The 16,150-nt window shown below is 68.6% G+C and carries 14 protein-coding genes and 1 riboswitch; of the genes, 11 read left to right on the forward strand and 3 right to left on the reverse strand.

Features of this window, described 5'->3' with window-relative positions:
- Positions 1-24: 24 nt before the first annotated feature.
- From BM066_RS16735 to BM066_RS16755, 5 genes are all read left to right on the forward strand, one after another.
- Positions 25-675: an RNA-binding protein gene (locus tag BM066_RS16735; RefSeq protein ID WP_018113329.1), complete on the forward strand. Its 651-nt coding sequence runs from the start codon at positions 25-27 to the stop codon at positions 673-675.
- A gap of 189 nt (positions 676-864) precedes the next feature.
- Positions 865-3,960, forward strand: a complete 3,096-nt coding sequence (gene infB / locus BM066_RS16740; protein ID WP_018113330.1) for a translation initiation factor IF-2 — start codon at positions 865-867, stop codon at positions 3,958-3,960.
- Positions 3,961-4,041: 81 nt separating this feature from the next.
- On the forward strand, positions 4,042-4,497 hold the full coding sequence (locus tag BM066_RS16745; protein WP_018113331.1) for a hypothetical protein: 456 nt from the start codon (positions 4,042-4,044) through the stop codon (positions 4,495-4,497).
- A 55-nt stretch (positions 4,498-4,552) separates the two neighbouring features.
- On the forward strand, positions 4,553-5,068 hold the full coding sequence (locus BM066_RS16750; RefSeq protein ID WP_018113332.1) for a DUF2939 domain-containing protein: 516 nt from the start codon (positions 4,553-4,555) through the stop codon (positions 5,066-5,068).
- A gap of 124 nt (positions 5,069-5,192) precedes the next feature.
- Positions 5,193-5,666, forward strand: coding sequence for a hypothetical protein (locus BM066_RS16755; RefSeq protein ID WP_018113333.1), 474 nt, complete (start codon positions 5,193-5,195; stop codon positions 5,664-5,666).
- Here the strand turns inward: BM066_RS16755 and BM066_RS16760 are convergent.
- A complete protein-coding gene (locus BM066_RS16760; RefSeq protein ID WP_018113334.1) occupies positions 5,663-6,004 on the reverse strand; it encodes a hypothetical protein in 342 nt (113 codons plus the stop codon). The genes BM066_RS16755 and BM066_RS16760 overlap by 4 nt on opposite strands.
- A gap of 143 nt (positions 6,005-6,147) precedes the next feature.
- On the opposite strand from BM066_RS16760, the gene BM066_RS16765 reads away from it, so the two are divergent.
- The 5 genes from BM066_RS16765 (at position 6,148) to pnp (ending at position 11,180) form a co-directional block, all read left to right on the forward strand.
- Entirely contained in the window at positions 6,148-6,948 is an 801-nt protein-coding gene (locus BM066_RS16765; RefSeq protein ID WP_018113335.1) for a dienelactone hydrolase family protein, read from the forward strand.
- Between the two features lie 119 nt (positions 6,949-7,067).
- Positions 7,068-7,559 carry a 30S ribosome-binding factor RbfA gene (gene rbfA, locus BM066_RS16770; protein ID WP_018113336.1) on the forward strand — a complete coding sequence of 164 codons (492 nt, stop codon included), beginning with the start codon at positions 7,068-7,070 and terminating at the stop codon, positions 7,557-7,559.
- 3 nt (positions 7,560-7,562) lie between these two features.
- Positions 7,563-8,495, forward strand: coding sequence for a tRNA pseudouridine(55) synthase TruB (truB, locus tag BM066_RS16775; protein ID WP_018113337.1), 933 nt, complete (start codon positions 7,563-7,565; stop codon positions 8,493-8,495).
- A gap of 14 nt (positions 8,496-8,509) precedes the next feature.
- Complete coding sequence (gene rpsO, locus BM066_RS16780; RefSeq protein ID WP_018113338.1) at positions 8,510-8,779, forward strand: 30S ribosomal protein S15; 270 nt, start codon at positions 8,510-8,512, stop codon at positions 8,777-8,779.
- 250 nt (positions 8,780-9,029) lie between these two features.
- Complete coding sequence (gene pnp / locus BM066_RS16785; RefSeq protein ID WP_018113339.1) at positions 9,030-11,180, forward strand: polyribonucleotide nucleotidyltransferase; 2,151 nt, start codon at positions 9,030-9,032, stop codon at positions 11,178-11,180.
- A gap of 693 nt (positions 11,181-11,873) precedes the next feature.
- On the opposite strand, the gene BM066_RS16790 is transcribed toward pnp, so the two are convergent.
- Together BM066_RS16790 and BM066_RS16795 are read right to left on the reverse strand one after the other, a co-directional pair.
- Positions 11,874-12,593, reverse strand: coding sequence for a ribonuclease T2 (locus BM066_RS16790; protein ID WP_018113093.1), 720 nt, complete (start codon positions 12,591-12,593; stop codon positions 11,874-11,876).
- Positions 12,594-12,791: 198 nt separating this feature from the next.
- The gene (locus tag BM066_RS16795; protein WP_018113094.1) at positions 12,792-13,424 is read right to left on the reverse strand and encodes a LysE family translocator; all 633 of its coding nucleotides are present in this window, start codon (positions 13,422-13,424) and stop codon (positions 12,792-12,794) included.
- Between the two features lie 22 nt (positions 13,425-13,446).
- Positions 13,447-13,526: riboswitch (ZMP/ZTP riboswitch) on the reverse strand.
- 180 nt (positions 13,527-13,706) lie between these two features.
- Here BM066_RS16795 and BM066_RS16800 point away from each other — a divergent pair.
- Positions 13,707-16,106: a TonB-dependent receptor gene (locus tag BM066_RS16800; RefSeq protein ID WP_018113095.1), complete on the forward strand. Its 2,400-nt coding sequence runs from the start codon at positions 13,707-13,709 to the stop codon at positions 16,104-16,106.
- Positions 16,107-16,150: the final 44 nt, after the last annotated feature.

The following is a 16,150-nucleotide window of genomic DNA, read 5'->3' on the forward strand; positions in this document are numbered from 1 at the left end:
AGGCCCGGTGTCTTGCGGAGCCGCATGACCGACGCCGACGCCCCCCGGACCCACGCCGAAGCCAATCGCCAGCGCAAGGACATCGTCCTGGGCGAGGCGACGGACGAGGCGCGCCTGGTGCGGTTCGTGATCGGCCCCGACGGGACGGTGGTCCCCGACGTGGCCCGCAAGCTGCCCGGTCGCGGCATGTGGGTCGCGGCCACTCGCGAGGCGGTGGCCGTGGCCGCCAAGAAGGGACTGTTTTCGCGCTCGGCCAAGACCAAGCTGGCCGCTCCGGCCGACCTGGCCGACCAGGTGGAACGGCTGCTGGCCAAGCGGGTTCTGGACGGGCTGGGGCTTGCGCGGCGCGGCGGAACGATTATCTCAGGCTTCGAAAAGGTCTCCGCGGCCCTGGCTTCGGGCAAGACCGCCTGGTTGATCGAGGCGTCCGACGGCGCCGACGACGGTCGCCGAAAGATTCTCACCGCGGTCCACAAGGCCCCGAACAGCCCCAAAATCTGCGGGATGTTCACGTCCGACGAATTGGGTTTGGCCTTGGGCGGGGAGAATGTGATACACACGGCGCTCCTTGCCGGGCGCGGCACTGATCGCTGGACTTTGGACGTCGAGCGGTTATCAGGCTTTCGCCCACTCCTTCCCTCGAGTTGGTCGGCGAGTTGGCGCGAGGAGCCCTAGGCCCTGGCCTCGACGAATGGCTTCCATTCGTTGGCGACAGCGGCCTGGAACTTGAAATGAGGAGCGTGATCCGCTCCTGAGTGAAGGGTCGGGAAACGCGCTTCCTTCGGGAAGTACGTCCAGGCCCCTTTCTCGTATGGATCGAACGGTTTTTGGCCGGCCTCCGCCGGCGGAAGTACAAGCGAGCGCATGAGCGACGAGAACGAAAACGGTCGGCCTGGTTCCAACCCCGGCGGGCGAGCGCCCATCACGCTGAAGCCCCGTCAGGGGTCGGTCAGCGCCGGCGTCGTGAAGCAGAGCTTCAGCCACGGCCGCACCAAGACGGTGGTGGTTGAAACCAAGCGCGTGCGTCCGCACGCGCCGCCGGCCGGCAATCTCGCCGCGCCGTCCTCGGCCGAGCGCCGTCAAGGCGACGCCCCGCGTCCGCAGTCGTCCCAAGGGGGCGGCGGTTCGGCCGGCGGTCTGTCGCAAAGCGAGATGGTCGCCCGCCAGCGCGCCATTGAAGCCGCTCGCGAGCAGCAGGAGCGCCAGGCGGCCGAACGCCGCGCCGCCGAGGCCCGCGCCGCGGCCGCCGAAGCCGCGGCTCGCGAAGCCGCCGCCAAGGCCGCCGCAGCCGCCAAGGCCGCCGCCGCTCCGCCGCCGGCCCCGGCGGCGCCCGCCGCTCCGGCGGCCCCGGTCGCCCAAGCGCCCGTCGCCCAGGCCCCGACCCCCGCTCCGGCGGCTCCCGCGCCCCAGGCGCCGGCGCCCGCCGCGCCGCCGGTCCGGGCCGAGGCTCCGGCTCCGCGCCCGACGCCGGCTCCCGGCCAGACCCGCACCTACGAGCCCAGCCGCGACCGTCGCGACGACCGCTCGTCGACCACCACCTACCGTCCGGGTCCGGGTTCGCAGGGCGACCGCCCGCAAGGCGACCGTCCGCAGGGCGATCGTCCGAACTTCGCGGACCGGCCGTTCAACCAGCGCGCCCCGCGCCAGGACGGCCCGTACAACCAGCGCACGCCGCGTCCCGACGCCGGCGGCCCGTCGCGCGGTCCCCGTCCCGAGGGCGGCTTCCGCAACGACCGTCCGCAGGGTGACCGGCCGCAAGGCGATCGCCCTCAGGGCGACCGTCCGCAAGGCGACCGCCCGACCCAGACCGTCCGCTATTCGGCCCTGGCCCCGCGCCCGGCGCCCGGCGCCCGTCCGGGTCCCGGCGGTCCGCGCGGCGCCCGCCCGGGCGTCCCGGCCTCGGCTCCGGCCACGCCGGAAATCCAGCGCGCCACGCGCTCGGCCCCGCGCCCCGGCGGCGACGTCGGCCGCAAGCCCGACGACGAGGACGATCGCCGCAAGGCCGCGGCCCCCGGCAAGGCGGTCAGCCGCGCCAAGGGCGCCCCGCAGCGCCGCGAAGGCCGCCTGACCATCCAGACCGTGGCCGGCGACGGAGACTCCGCCGACCGCATGCGCTCGCTGGCCTCGGTTCGCCGGGCCCGCGAACGCGAGAAGGAAAAGCGCCGCGGCGGCGTGGCCGAACAGGCCCGCGTCGCGCGTGAGGTCGTCATTCCCGACGTCATCACCGTGCAGGAACTGTCCAACCGGATGGCCGTGCGCGGCGTCGACATCATCAAGTTCCTGATGCGTCAGGGCGTGATGCTGAAGATCAACGACGTCATCGACAACGACACCGCCGAGCTGGTGGCCACCGAGTTCGGCCACACCGTCAAGCGCGTGTCGGAAGCCGACGTGGAAGAAGGCTTCATCGGCGCCGAGGACATCGACGATCACCTGGAGCCCCGGCCCCCGGTCGTCACCGTCATGGGTCACGTCGACCACGGCAAGACCAGCCTGCTGGACGCGCTGCGCAAGGCCGACGTGGCCGGCGGCGAGCATGGCGGCATCACCCAGCACATCGGCGCCTACCAGGTGCGTCTGGAAAACGGCCAGAAGGTCACCTTCCTCGACACCCCCGGCCACGCGGCCTTCTCGCAGATGCGGGCGCGCGGCGCCAACATCACCGACATCGTCATCCTGGTGGTGGCCGGCGACGACGGCGTGATGCCCCAGACGGTCGAGGCGATCAAACACGCCAAGGCCGCCGAGGTCCCGATCATCGTGGCCGTCAACAAGATGGACAAGCCGGGCTCGGATTCGACCCGGGTGACCAACGAGCTGCTGCAGCACGAGATCGTCGTGGAAAGCCTGGGCGGCGACACCCAGATCGTCGAGGTCTCGGCCAAGACCGGCCAGGGCCTGGACGAGCTGATCGAGCGCATCCTGCTGCAGGCCGAAGTGCTGGACCTGAAGGCCAACCCCGACCGCACCGCCGACGGCGTGGTGATCGAGGCCAAGCTGGACAAGGGCCGCGGCGCGGTCTCGACCGTCCTGGTCAACCGCGGCACGCTGAAGCGCGGCGACATCGTCGTGGCCGGCAGCCAGTTCGGCCGGGTTCGCGCCCTGCTGAACGAGCGCAACGAGCAGCTGACCGAAGCCGGTCCGGCCACCCCGGTCGAGATCCTCGGCCTGGACGGCGTGCCCTCGCCGGGCGACAGCTTCGCCGTCGTCGAGAACGAGGCCCGGGCGCGCGAGCTGACCGAGTACCGCATCCGTCTCAAGCGCGAGAAGTCGATGCACCCGGTCGGCGCGGGCGCCACCAGCATGGCCGACATGATGGCCAAGCTGCAGGACAAGAAGCTGCGCGAGCTGCCGCTGGTCATCAAGGCCGACGTGCAGGGCTCGGCCGAGGCGATCATCGGTTCGCTGGAGCAGATGGCCACCGACGAGGTCCGCGCGCGGATCATCCTGTCGGGCGCCGGCGCGATCAGCGAAAGCGACGTGATGCTGGCCAAGGGCGCCGGCGCGCCGCTGATCGGCTTCAACGTCCGGGCCTCGGCCCAGGCGCGGGCGCTGGCCGAGCGAGAAGGCGTCGAGATCCGCTACTACGCGATCATCTACGACCTGCTGGACGACATCAAAGGCGTGCTCTCGGGCATGCTGGCCCCGATCCAGCGCGAAACCTTCCTCGGCAACGCCGAAGTCCTGCAGGCCTTCGACATCTCCAAGGTCGGCAAGGTCGCCGGCTGTAAGGTCACCGAAGGCGTGGTCCGCAAGGGCGCCAAGGTCCGGATCATCCGCAACGACATCGTCGTTCTGGAGCTGGGCACCCTGCAGACGCTCAAGCGCTTCAAGGACGAGGTCAACGAGGTCCCGTCGGGCCAGGAGTGCGGCATGATGTTCGCCGGCTTCCAGGACATCAAGGTCGGCGACGTGATCGAGTGCTTCACGGTCGAAGAGATCAAGCGCCAGCTGGACTAGGCGTTCGATCCGATCTCAGCTTAAGATTGAAGGCGCGGGCTCCGGCTCGCGCCTTTTGTCTTGGTCCGGAGCGTTGGACCCATGACCTTTCGCCTTGATGACCGGTTCGCGCGCCCGGACAAGGCCGCGGGCGTTTTGGGCCTGACCCTTTGGGCCGCGGCCTGCGCGGCGCCGTCGCCTCCACCCCCCGTCGCGACCGCCAATGATGATACTCACCAATGCATCAAGACGGCTTTGGTCGATCTGGTCCGGTTGGATCCGGGCCAGGCGCCCAAGATCGATCCGGGGCTGTTGCGTCGCTATTATCCGGATCGTGCGGCGCGCATGATGGAGCAAGGCTCGGCGATCTATGACTGCCGTCTCGACGCCGTGGGCACGGTCTGCACTGCGGCCCAGGTGGATCCCGCCGGCGTGGGATTTGAGCATGTTCCTCTCGCCAGGTTGGTGACCCCAGCGCCCGGCGAGACGATGCGTTTGCGGCTGACCTTCAAGATCCTGGAGACTGAGCGGTGCCGGGTCCAGTATGCATCCGCCTGAATCCGGATCGGTCGCCGGACTGGAAATCGCCCGATTTCAGGCCTAACCGTAGGCCATGCGCATCCGGACCCTCCTGACTGTCAGCCTCGCCGCCGTCTCGTTGTCGGCCTGCGCCACGGCCACCCGCTACGACGCGGCCGGCGACGTCCACGCCCTGCTGGTGGCGATCCGCAACAACGACCACGCCGCCTTCGACGCCCGCGTCGACCGTCCGGCCCTGAAGGCCGAGATCGAGAGCGAGCTGGTGCGCAAGGCGCGCGGCTCGGGCATGGGCGGCGGCTGGCAGGCGGCGGCCATCGCCCTGGCCGGCCCGGCCGCCGACGTCGCCGGCGAGGCCCTGGTCCAGCCCGAGACCTTCCGCTACGCGGCCAACTATTACGGCTACACCCCAGACCGGCCGATCCCCGACCGTCTGACCATCGCCGCCGGCCTGCGCTACATCGGCTCCGACCAGGTCTGCGCGGCCAAGACCAAGGACGGCCCCTGCCTGCTGACCTTCACGCTGGAAGGCGGCGTCTGGCGGCTGTCGGGCTTCGACCCCGAAACGGCGAAGCTGCGTCTGAAGCTGTGAGGCCAAGACGGTGAGACGAGGGGGGTCGGGGGCCGCTCGCGGGACGAGCCTGAGGGTCGCGCTGGGGCTGGCGCTGGCCTGGCTGGCGGCCGGGGCGGCGGGAACGGCCCACGCCGAGCGCAAGATGTATTCCTACGACCCGATCTCGGCCGACGCCAAGCGGTTGACCGGGGCGGGCCTGACCGTGCTGTTCGACAAGAAGCTGACCGGGACGCGGGTCGTGAAGGTGCTGGCCACCGGGGTGCCGGTGCAGGGCCGGCTGATCGACGGCCGCGAGAAGGACCTGGGTCCGGGCGGCCTGAAGGCCATCAGCGGCGTCGACGCCGACGCGACGCTGTACGAGATCGACCCCAAGTTCGAGCAGGGCAAGATCTACATCCGCGCCTTCTGCCCGGGGGCCAAGCGCCTGTGGCTGAGCTTCAGCCGGCTGGCCGTGCATCGCGACCTGCGCGTCCAGGCGTTGGGCGACGACCCCCAGGGCGGCCAGACCCGGCTGTGCGGCACGCTGGACTTCTCGTACCGGGGCGAATGGAAGCTGCCGGGCGGCGCCCTGCCCGACCCGATGGAGGACTGGACCGGCGGCAACGGGCCGGGCTAGGCGGGCAGGAGGCCGCGCACGAGCATGACCACGGCCAGCAGCATCATCGGGGCCGACCACACCTCCAGCGGCAGGCCCATGAACCGGTTGCGCGGGCGATAGGTCAGTCGACTTTTCCAGAGGCGAGGAGGCGGGACCTTCAGCGGCTTGCGGTTGACCCGGCAACCGACCATCCAATTGATCACGGCGGCGATCACCGCGCCGACCGCCCACAGCCAGGGCGCGGTGTCGAAGATCTGCTCGCCGAAGGCCAGGGTCAGCACCGCGCCGAACAGGGCGAACACCCCGATCAGGCTCAACAGGGCCAGATAGCCCCGGCCGGTCCACCAGAAGATCATGCCTCGTCCCCCAAACTGAAGTTTGAAGGGATAGGTCCTGGCCCTGCGTCGTGCAACCGGAGCGTTCGAAGGCTTGGCGTCGGCGGATCTTTTCGTGCCATGCTCCCAAAAACGGGTCCAGAAATGGGCAAAGGGGAGCGGGAATGGCGACAGGCCGCGACGACGCGCTGGCGGGTTTCACGAAGTTCGCGTTCTCCGACGGCCGGTGGACGCGGCCGGTCTACCGCCTCGGCTCCGGCCCGGCGGTGATCGTCATCCACGAGATCCCCGGCCTGCATCCCGCCGTGCTGGACTTCGCCCGCGACGTGGCGGCCGAGGGCATGACGGTGTTCTGCCCCAGCCTGTTCGGCGAGCCGGGCAAGCCGGTCTCCGATTTCTATATCAACACCGTGATCCTGAAGCTGGCCTGCGTGGGGCGCGAGTTCAGCATCTGGGCGGCCGGCCGCTCCAGCCCGTTCGTCGACTGGCTGCGCGCCCTGGCCCGCCAGGCCCACGCCGAATGCGGCGGCAAGGGCGTGGGGGCGGTGGGGATGTGCTTCACCGGCGGCTTCGCCCTGGCGATGATGACCGAGCCGTCGGTCGTGGCCCCCGTCCTGGCCGAGCCGTCCCTGCCCGCGGGCCGCAAGCACGGCGCGGCGCTGGACTGCTCGCCGGCCGAACTGGCCGTCGCCAAGGCCCGGATGGAGGCCGAGGACCTGTTGCTGCTGGCCCTGCGGTTCGAAAGAGACAAGCTCTCGCCCTGCGCCCGGTTCCAGACCCTGGAGCGCGAACTGGGCCGGCGGGCCGAGCTGCACACCCTGCCCGACGCCGCGGCGCGCCAGGGCACGGGCCGCGCGCCTCATTCCGTGCTGACCACCCACCTGAACCGCGACGACCCGGACGGCGAGACCATGAAGGTCCACCGGCGAGTCTTGGATTTCTTCAAGGAGCGGACGAGGGCGTAGTCCCTCCATGAACCGGCCACGCTGGACTTTTCTCCCCCACGCGCCTAGACACCCCGCCTCCTATTTCTCCCCGCGACCCGGCGTTCGATCCGCCGGCCGGGCATCGAGGCGACCGCGCCATGAAGCGCCATTCCGACAACAAGAAGGGCGGGCCCGTCGGTCCGTCGCAGCGCCAGCTCCGCGCCGGCGAGCTGATCCGCCACGCCCTGGTCGACATCCTGCGCGAGGAGGAGCTGGCCGATCCCGCCCTGCAGGGCGTTTCGGTCACGGTCTCCGAAGTGCGCATGAGCCCCGACCTCAAGCACGCCATCTGCTTCGTCGAGCCCCTGGGGGCCGGCGTCGCGCCGGCGGTCGAGCGCGAGCCGTCGTCGCCGTCGCGCACCGTGGTCGCGCCGGGCAGCCCCGACGAGGTGGTCGCGGGCCTCAACCGCGTGGCCCGGTTCCTGCGCGGACGGCTGGGCAAGTCGATCGACATGAAGTTCACGCCGGACCTGAAGTTCATCCACGACGAGAGCTTCAACTCGGCCGCCTACATGGACCGGCTGTTCGACGATCCGCGCGTGCAGCAGGACGTCCGCCGCCTGTCCGACATCATCGACGACGAGGACTAGGGCATGGCCCGCCGCAAGAAGGGCGACGCCGTCTCCGGCTGGGTTTGCCTGGACAAGCCCTACGACCTGACCTCGACCAGCGCCGTCAGCCGCGTGCGCCGGGCGTTCAACGCCCAGAAGGCCGGCCACGCCGGCACCCTGGATCCTTTGGCGACGGGCATCCTGCCCCTGGCCCTGGGCGAGGCGACCAAGACCGTCCCGTTCCTGATGGACGCCGACAAGGCCTATCGGTTCATGATCCAGTGGGGACGCTCGACCACCACCCTGGACCGCGAGGGCGAGACCACCGACAGCAGCGACGTGCGCCCCACGCGCGAGCAGGTCGAGGCGGCGCTGCCGGCCTTCGTCGGCGAGATCGACCAGGTTCCGCCGAACTATTCGGCCATCAAGGTCGACGGCGAGCGGGCCTACGACCTGGCCCGCGAGGGCGTCGAGTTCGAGCTGAAGACCCGCAAGGTGCGGGTTCATGCGCTGCGCGTGACGGCGGCGCCGGACGCCGACCACATCGAGCTGGAGATGGAATGCGGCAAGGGCACCTATGTCCGCGCCGTGGTCCGCGACCTGGCCGCCGCGCTCGGCGCCTGCGGCCACGTCGACCAGCTTCGCCGGACGCGAGTCGGCCGGTTCGGCGAGGATTCGGCGATAAGCCTGGAAACCCTCGAGAATTTGAGCTATGAGGCCCGGCTGTCGGAGGCATTGCTTCCGGTCGAGACCGCGCTGGACGACATCCCGGCGCTGGCCGTGACCGATGAAGACGCCTTCCGGCTTGCGCAAGGACGCGCCATCGTTCTGCTCCCAAGGCAGGTGGAATCGCTGAAAGCCGAGCTCACGCCCGGCGATCGCACCGTTTCCGCCATGTCGGGGGACAGGCTGGTGGCCTTGTGCGAGATGCGCGCCGGAAAGCTCAATCCGGTGCGGGTCTTCCAACTCACCTGAGCGGAGACAAACCGATGTCGATCACTGCCGAGCGCAAGAGCGCTCTTATCGTCGAGCACGCTCGTTCCGAGGGTGACACCGGCAGCGCCGAAGTCCAGGTCGCGATCCTCTCCGAGCGCATCGCCAACCTGACCGAGCACTTCAAGACCCACAAGAAGGACAACCACAGCCGTCGTGGCCTGCTGAAGCTGGTTTCCCAGCGTCGCTCGCTCCTCGACCACCTGAAGAAGTCCGACGAAGGCCGTTACGCGGCCCTCATCGAGAAGCTGGGTCTGCGCCGCTAAGACGCAATTCCGCCGTCCTACCACCGTAGGGCGGCGGAACGCTTTTCAGGCTCCGGGGCTCGAGACAGGCCGAGACCCGAAGTCGATCCGGATCGCTTCCATCGCTGGATAAGCATCCGAATGTCCGTCCGAGGGTTTTCCATCCTCAAACCCGCCTGTCGAACTGGATGAGGATCATCGGGCCGCCCGAGCGGCGTCCGCCCCTGTCCGCCCCGACGGGAATCCGCCCGCGGGAACCGAAAGAAGAAAAATGTTCGATATCAAGCGCAAGACGATCGAGTGGGGCGGCAAGACGCTGGTCCTCGAAACCGGTCGCATCGCCCGTCAGGCCGACGGCGCCGTTCTGGCCACCATGGGCGAAACCGTCGTCCTGGCCACCGCCGTGTTCGCCAAGACCCAGAAGCCCGGCCAGGACTTCTTCCCCCTGACCGTCAACTATCAGGAAAAGACCTTCGCGGCCGGCAAGATCCCCGGCGGCTTCTTCAAGCGCGAAGGCCGTCCCTCGGAAAAGGAAACCCTGGTTTCCCGCCTGATCGACCGTCCGATCCGCCCGCTGTTCGTCAAGGGCTTCAAGAACGAAGTCCAGGTCGTCTGCACCGTGCTGCAGCACGACCTCGAAAACGATCCCGACATCCTGTCGATGGTGGCCGCCTCGGCCGCCCTGGTCCTGTCGGGCGCCCCGTTCATGGGCCCGATCGGCGCGGCCCGCGTCGGCTACGTCAATGACCAGTACGTGCTGAACCCCACGCTCGACGAGCAGAAGGACAGCAAGATGGACCTGGTCGTGGCCGGCACCGCCGACGCCGTGATGATGGTCGAGAGCGAAATCCAGGAACTGTCGGAAGAGATCGTGCTGGGCGGCGTCAACTTCGCCCACAAGGAAATGCAGACGGTGATCGACGCGATCATCGAGCTGGCCGAGCACGCCGCCAAGGAGCCCTTCGAGTTCGAACCCGAAGACACCGACGCCGTTAAGGCCGAGATGAAGAAGCTGGTCGGCGGCGACATCATCGCCGGCTACAAGATCCAGAAGAAGCAGGACCGCTACGAAGCCATCGGCGCGGCCAAGAAGAAGGCCGTCGAGGCGCTCGGCAAGTCCGACACCAACCCGGCCGGCTACGACCCGCAGAAGCTGGGCGCGGTGTTCAAGGAACTGGAAGCCGACGTCGTGCGTCGCGCGATCCTCGACACCGGCATCCGCATCGACGGCCGCACCGTCGACAAGGTCCGTCCGATCCTGGGCGAAGTCGGCATCCTGCCGCGCACCCACGGCTCGGCCCTGTTCACCCGCGGCGAGACCCAGGCGATCGTGGTCGCCACCCTGGGCACCGGCGACGACGAGCAGTTCATCGACGCCCTGGAAGGCACCTACAAGGAATCCTTCCTGCTGCACTACAACTTCCCCCCCTATTCGGTGGGTGAGACGGGCCGCATGGGCAGCCCGGGCCGCCGCGAAATCGGCCACGGCAAGCTGGCCTGGCGCGCCCTGCGCCCGATGCTGCCGAGCAAGGAAGACTTCCCCTACACCATCCGCCTGGTCTCCGAGATCACCGAGTCGAACGGCTCGTCCTCGATGGCCACGGTCTGCGGCAGCTCGCTGGCCATGATGGACGCCGGCGTGCCGCTGGTCCGTCCGGTCTCGGGCATCGCCATGGGCCTGATCCTGGAAAAGGACGGCTTCGCCGTGCTCAGCGACATCCTCGGCGACGAGGACCACCTGGGCGACATGGACTTCAAGGTGGCCGGCACCAGCGAGGGCCTGACCTCGCTGCAGATGGACATCAAGATCGCCGGCATCACGCCGGAGATCATGAAGCAGGCCCTTGCGCAGGCGAAGGACGGCCGCGCCCACATCCTGGGCGAGATGAACAAGGCCATGGACGCCCCGCGTGAAGAGGTCGGCGACTTCGCTCCGAAGATCGAGACCATCACCATCCCGACCGACAAGATCCGCGAAGTGATCGGCACCGGCGGCAAGGTGATCCGCGAGATCGTCGCCACCACCGGCGCCAAGGTCGACATCAACGACGAAGGCATCGTCAAGGTCTCGGCCTCGGACGGCGCCAAGATCAAGGCCGCCGTCGACTGGATCAAGTCGATCACCCAGGAAGCGGAAGTCGGCGCGATCTACGACGGCAAGGTCGTCAAGGTCGTCGACTTCGGCGCCTTCGTGAACTTCTTCGGCGCCAAGGACGGCCTGGTCCACGTCAGCCAGATCAGCAACGAACGGGTGGCCAAGCCCTCGGACGTGCTGAAGGAAGGCCAGATCGTGAAGGTCAAGCTCCTGGGCTTCGACGATCGCGGCAAGACCAAGCTGTCGATGAAGGTCGTCGACCAGGAAACCGGCGAAGACCTGTCCAAGAAGACCGAAGTGACCCCGGAGGAAGCCGTCACCACCTGAGGGTGATGACGTCTCCGATGTGAGGCTTCAAGCAGCGGGCGGCTCCGAGAGGGGCCGCCCGTTTTGCGTTTTGGGGGATTATCGCAGCAGGTGAACGATCCAGGCTAGCGTTGCGACCCCAAGGGTTGGCGCCAGGAAGATGACGAACCTAGGCGCCTGCTCAATTGCGTAGCGACCTTGGGCCTTGATCGTGAGCGGACCCAACTTGATCTCAAGCGCATCCTTCGGCTTTGAGGACATGGCTCTATCCTAGAGATAGCGACGTCATCCGACGTTGCGGTAACGGTAGATATTCCCGTTGTTCCTGGGTCAGTCGAACGCTTTGTAGCGAGCATCCGACCGGGGATGCGACCCCGCCTTAAATCCTTGGTGGATCGGAGCTCTGGGGTCAGGCCGTGTCAAGGACCGGCCTTCGGCCGGCCGCGCCGCGGCGGCGCCCGGCGCCGTCCTTGACACGGCCTGACCCCAGAGCAAGCTCGCAACCATGGATCTAAGGCGGGGCCTGTCCGCTGGGGCGGATCAGAACGCGAGGTCTTTCCACTAGCCTCGTCATTCTCGCCCTTGTGGCGAGAATCCCTCTCTCCGCCGCAGGTGCGCAGGGGTGGCGCGCCAGCGCGCCAAGGCGTTTCATCGTCGGCTGAACCAGGGATTCCCGCCACAAGGGCGGGAATGACGGTTGGAGGGGGGGAAATCCTACCCCTTCGGCGTCACCCGGATCGTCACCCGGTCCGGCGTGCCGTTGCCGCCCCGGCAGGCGGCCAGCTTGAAGTTCAGGTCCATGCAGACCCAGACCTCGGTCAGGCGGTTGTCCTTGTTGACCCGCACGTTCAGCCCGTCGGCGGTCATGCCGCGATTGCGCTTGAGGAAGGCCGCGCGCACCTCGCCCGCCGTCATCGTCCCGTTCGGGCCGGGCTTCAGGTCCGGCACGTTCAGGCCGTCGCGGACCTGGCGGGCCTTCTTGAAATAGGCCTCGGGCGTGTCCCACTGGCAGGTGCCGTGCGCCTGCCACTCGTGCTGCAGCAGCCAGGGCGAGGGGGTCATGCACAGGTTGGCCTTGACCGTCGCCGCGCTGATCGACGGGCTGGGGCGGCAGTAGCGCGGGTGGACCCGGTCGGGCCCGTTGGGCCACAGGCCGTGGACGGTGAAGCCGAAGCGGTTGGCGTCGCACTGGATGGCCTTGTCCGACTCCGGGATCCCGGCCCGGCAGGATTCCGGCGACCAGAACAGGGCCAGCAGATAGGCGGCGGTCGGCACGTCGGTGTGGACCTGGTCGGGCGGCGGGATCTCGGGCGCGGCCGGCGTCACGTCCTTGGGGATGGCGCAGGATTGCAGGCTGGCGGCCTGGGCGGCGCCGGCCAGGGCCAGGGCGGCGAGGGCGGCGGTGAGGACCTGAAGGGGCTTGGACGACAGCATGAGAGAACTCCGACGCTAGCTGACGTTTCTCTAGCACGGCTTGGCCGCCCCAAAACCCGCTCATCCCGGCGAATGCCGGGACCCAGATGGAATGGCTCTGTGACCGACGCCAAGGGCCCTGAGCCCTTCCAACCATCCACACCGCTATGGGATCTGGGTCCCGGCATTCGCCGGGATGAGCGGATGAAAAGGGATGGACTACCGCCGGGCCTCGGTCGCCATCCGCACCGCCAGGCCGCCCAGCACCGAGGCCATCAGCCAGCGCTGGAAGAGGGCGAAGCTGGGGCGCGCAGCCAGGAAGCCGGCGATCGTGCCGGCGGCCAGGCAGATGCAGCCGTTGACGGTCAGGCTGATGGCGATCTGGCTGCCGCCCAGGGCCAGGGACTGGCCGAGGACCGCGCCGCGATGCGGATCGATGAACTGCGGCAGCAGCGACAGGTACAGCATCGCCGCCTTGGGGTTCAGCAGGTTGGTCAGGAAGCCCATGCTGATCAGCCTGGCCGGGCTGTCCTTGGGCAGTTCGCGCACCTGGAACGGCGAGGCGCCGCCCGGCCGGATCGCCTGCCAGGCCAGCCAGGCCAGGTAGAGCGCGCCGCCGAACCGCAGGATGTCGTAGGCGATCGGGGCGGCCATCAGCAGGGCGGTGATGCCCAGGGCCGCGCAGACCAGATAGACCACGAAGCCGGCGGCGGTGCCGGCCAGCGACACGATGCCGGCCCAGCGGCCCTGGCTGATCGAGCGGCTGACCAGGTAGAGCATGTTCGGCCCGGGGGTCAGGGCCATGCCCAGGCAGACGAGACAGAAGGCGATCCAGGTCTTGGCTTCGGGCATGGGCGGACTCCGCTTGCGAAGGGATGGGCGCCCAGGCGAACGGCTCACGAGGTCCGCGCTCCCTCAGGGTGCTCCCTGTGATCGCCAGTCACGCGGACGCGGCTGTGTACACCGGTTCGCGGTGAAGGTTGAGCGCAGCTTTCCTGAAGGCGCCGCCAGGCCCTGCCGCCAGCATGCATTTTGCAAACGATTATCATTGCGCTGTTGCGGCGCCCCAGATAAGAACGCGTCGCAATTACGACAAAGGGCCGCGCTCCCCCGACGGCCTTGCTGGGGTTTTCGATGCACAAGCTTTCCAAGCCGGCCGTCGCCGGCGTCCGCAGCCAGGCCCGCAGCGCGCTGGGCGTCGCCGCCGTCGCCGGTCTGGCCGGCCTGACCCTGGCCCCCGCCGCCTTCGCGGCCTCTGGCGCGGTCGCGCCGGACGCCGACGCTCCGGTCGCCACGGCCGGCCCCGCCGACGGCGCCACCGAGGTCTCGGGCGTCAAGGTCGACGGCAAGCGCGGCGTCGCCGAGGCGCAGTCGCCCAAGCTGACCGCCTCGCTGGTCGACACCCCCAAGGCCATCACGGTGATCCCGCGCAAGATCATCGAGCAGACCGCCGCCACCTCGCTGCAGGACATCCTGCGCACCTCGCCGGGCATCACCTTCGGGGCGGGCGAGGGCGGCCAGCCGCTGGCCGATCGGCCGTTCATCCGTGGTCAGAGCAGCGCCAACGACGTCTTCGTCGACGGCCTGCGCGACAGCGGCGGCCAGACCCGCGAGGTGTTCAACCTCGAGCAGGTCGAGGTCGTGAAGGGCCCGGACAGCGCCTATAGCGGCCGCGGCTCGGGCGGCGGCAGCATAAACCTGACCTCCAAGAGCCCCAAGGCCGACGATTTCGCCACCGGCTCGCTGGGCGTCGGCACGGATGAATATGTCCGCGCCACGGTCGACCTGAACCACAGGATCAACGACAGCGTCGCGGTGCGCCTGAACCTGCTGGGCACGCAGGGCGACACGCCGGGCCGCAAGGCGGTGGACTTCGACCGCTGGGGGATTGCGCCGTCGATCGCCTTCGGCCTGAACGGCCCGACCCAGGTGACGCTCAGCTACTACCACCTCGACAGCAACGCGATGCCCGACTACGGCGTCCCGCTGTTGACCAAGACCACCCAGCCGCGCACCGCCTCGGGCATCCTGGACGTCGACTACCGCAGCTTCTACGGCCTGAAGGCTCGCGACTACCAGAAGACCAAGGCCGACATCGCCACCCTGATCGTCAACCACACGATCAACGACAATCTCGGCGTGCGCCAGGTGGTCCGCTACTCCAAGAGCCTGAACGATTATATCGTCACCAACCCCGGCGACGGCGGCCCGGCCCAGTTCATCGACGGCGCCTGGTGGATGAAGCGCGGCACCAAGACCCGCTGGAACCCGACCACGACCGTGGCGGCCAACACCGACCTGCACGGCAAGTTCGACACGGGCGCCATCGGCCACAGCTTCGACATCGGCGTCGAGCTGAGCCGCGAGGAAAACCTCAACGCCACCTATTCGACCTTCACCACCTCGGGTTCGGCGTGTCCCGCCGGCTACAAGTACGCCGCCAGCGGCACGGCGACGACCAAGGAGATCCTGGGCGCGGGGGACTGCACCCTCGTCTATGCGCCCAACGCCGACGATCCGTGGACGGGCGTGATCAACCGCAGCCCGGCGAACCGCAACGTCACCAAGACCGCGGCGATCTACGGCTTTGACACCCTCAAGTTCGGCGACAGGTGGCTGCTGAACCTGGGCCTGCGCCACGACCACTATGAAAGCGCCGGCTACGACTATAGCGGCTTCACCCAGACCCAAGGCGTGTTCAGCGGCGGCGCGATCGCCTACCGCCAGGGCGAATGGGACTTCACCAACTACCAGGCGGGCCTGGTCTTCAAGCCGACCGAGGACTCCAGCCTCTACATCTCGTACGGCACGGCCTCGACCCCGCCCGGCGTTGCGGCCGGCGACCAGAACAGCAACGGCATTGTCGGAACGATCGGCACGACGCCTAACCAGGTGGTGCAGCCGGAAGACAGCGAGAGTTTCGAGGTCGGCGCCAAGTGGACCCTGTTCCACGATACGCTGGCCCTGTCGGGCGCTGTGTTCAGGACCACCCGCAAGAACGCGCTGATCCAGATCAACACTGGCCTTTTCGCCCAGGTTGGCGAGACCGAGGTCAAGGGCGTCGAGCTGGGCGTCTCGGGCAACATCACGCCCCGCTGGCAGGCTTTCGGCGGCTACACCTACATGGACAGCGAACTCGTCCGTGGCGCGGTGGTGATCCCGACGGGCGGCGGCGCGCCGATCGTCAACATCAACCAAGGCGATCCGCTGGCCAACACGCCCAAGAACAGCTTCAGCATGTTCACGACCTATCGCGTGGTGCGCGGCCTGTCGGTAGGCGGCGGCGCCTACTACGTCTCCAAGATGTTCGGCGGCAACCAGGGCGGAGCCGGCGGCGGGGCCAACGCGGTCTACGCGCCGGACTATTGGCGCTTCGACGCCTTCGCCAGCTACAGGATCAACGACAAGGCCGACCTGCAGCTGAACGTCCAGAACGTCGGCGACGAGCGCTACATCATGCGGACCAACGGCGTCCACCACGCCGACCCGGCCCCCGGCCGGCAGGCGATCCTGACCTTGAACGTCAAGTACTGAGCCTTCTCCTCCCCGAAAGCGCTCGTCCCTGACGTCCAAGCCTC

This window comes from Caulobacter sp. UNC279MFTsu5.1 (assembly GCF_900114015.1).
Lineage (GTDB): Bacteria > Pseudomonadota > Alphaproteobacteria > Caulobacterales > Caulobacteraceae > Caulobacter.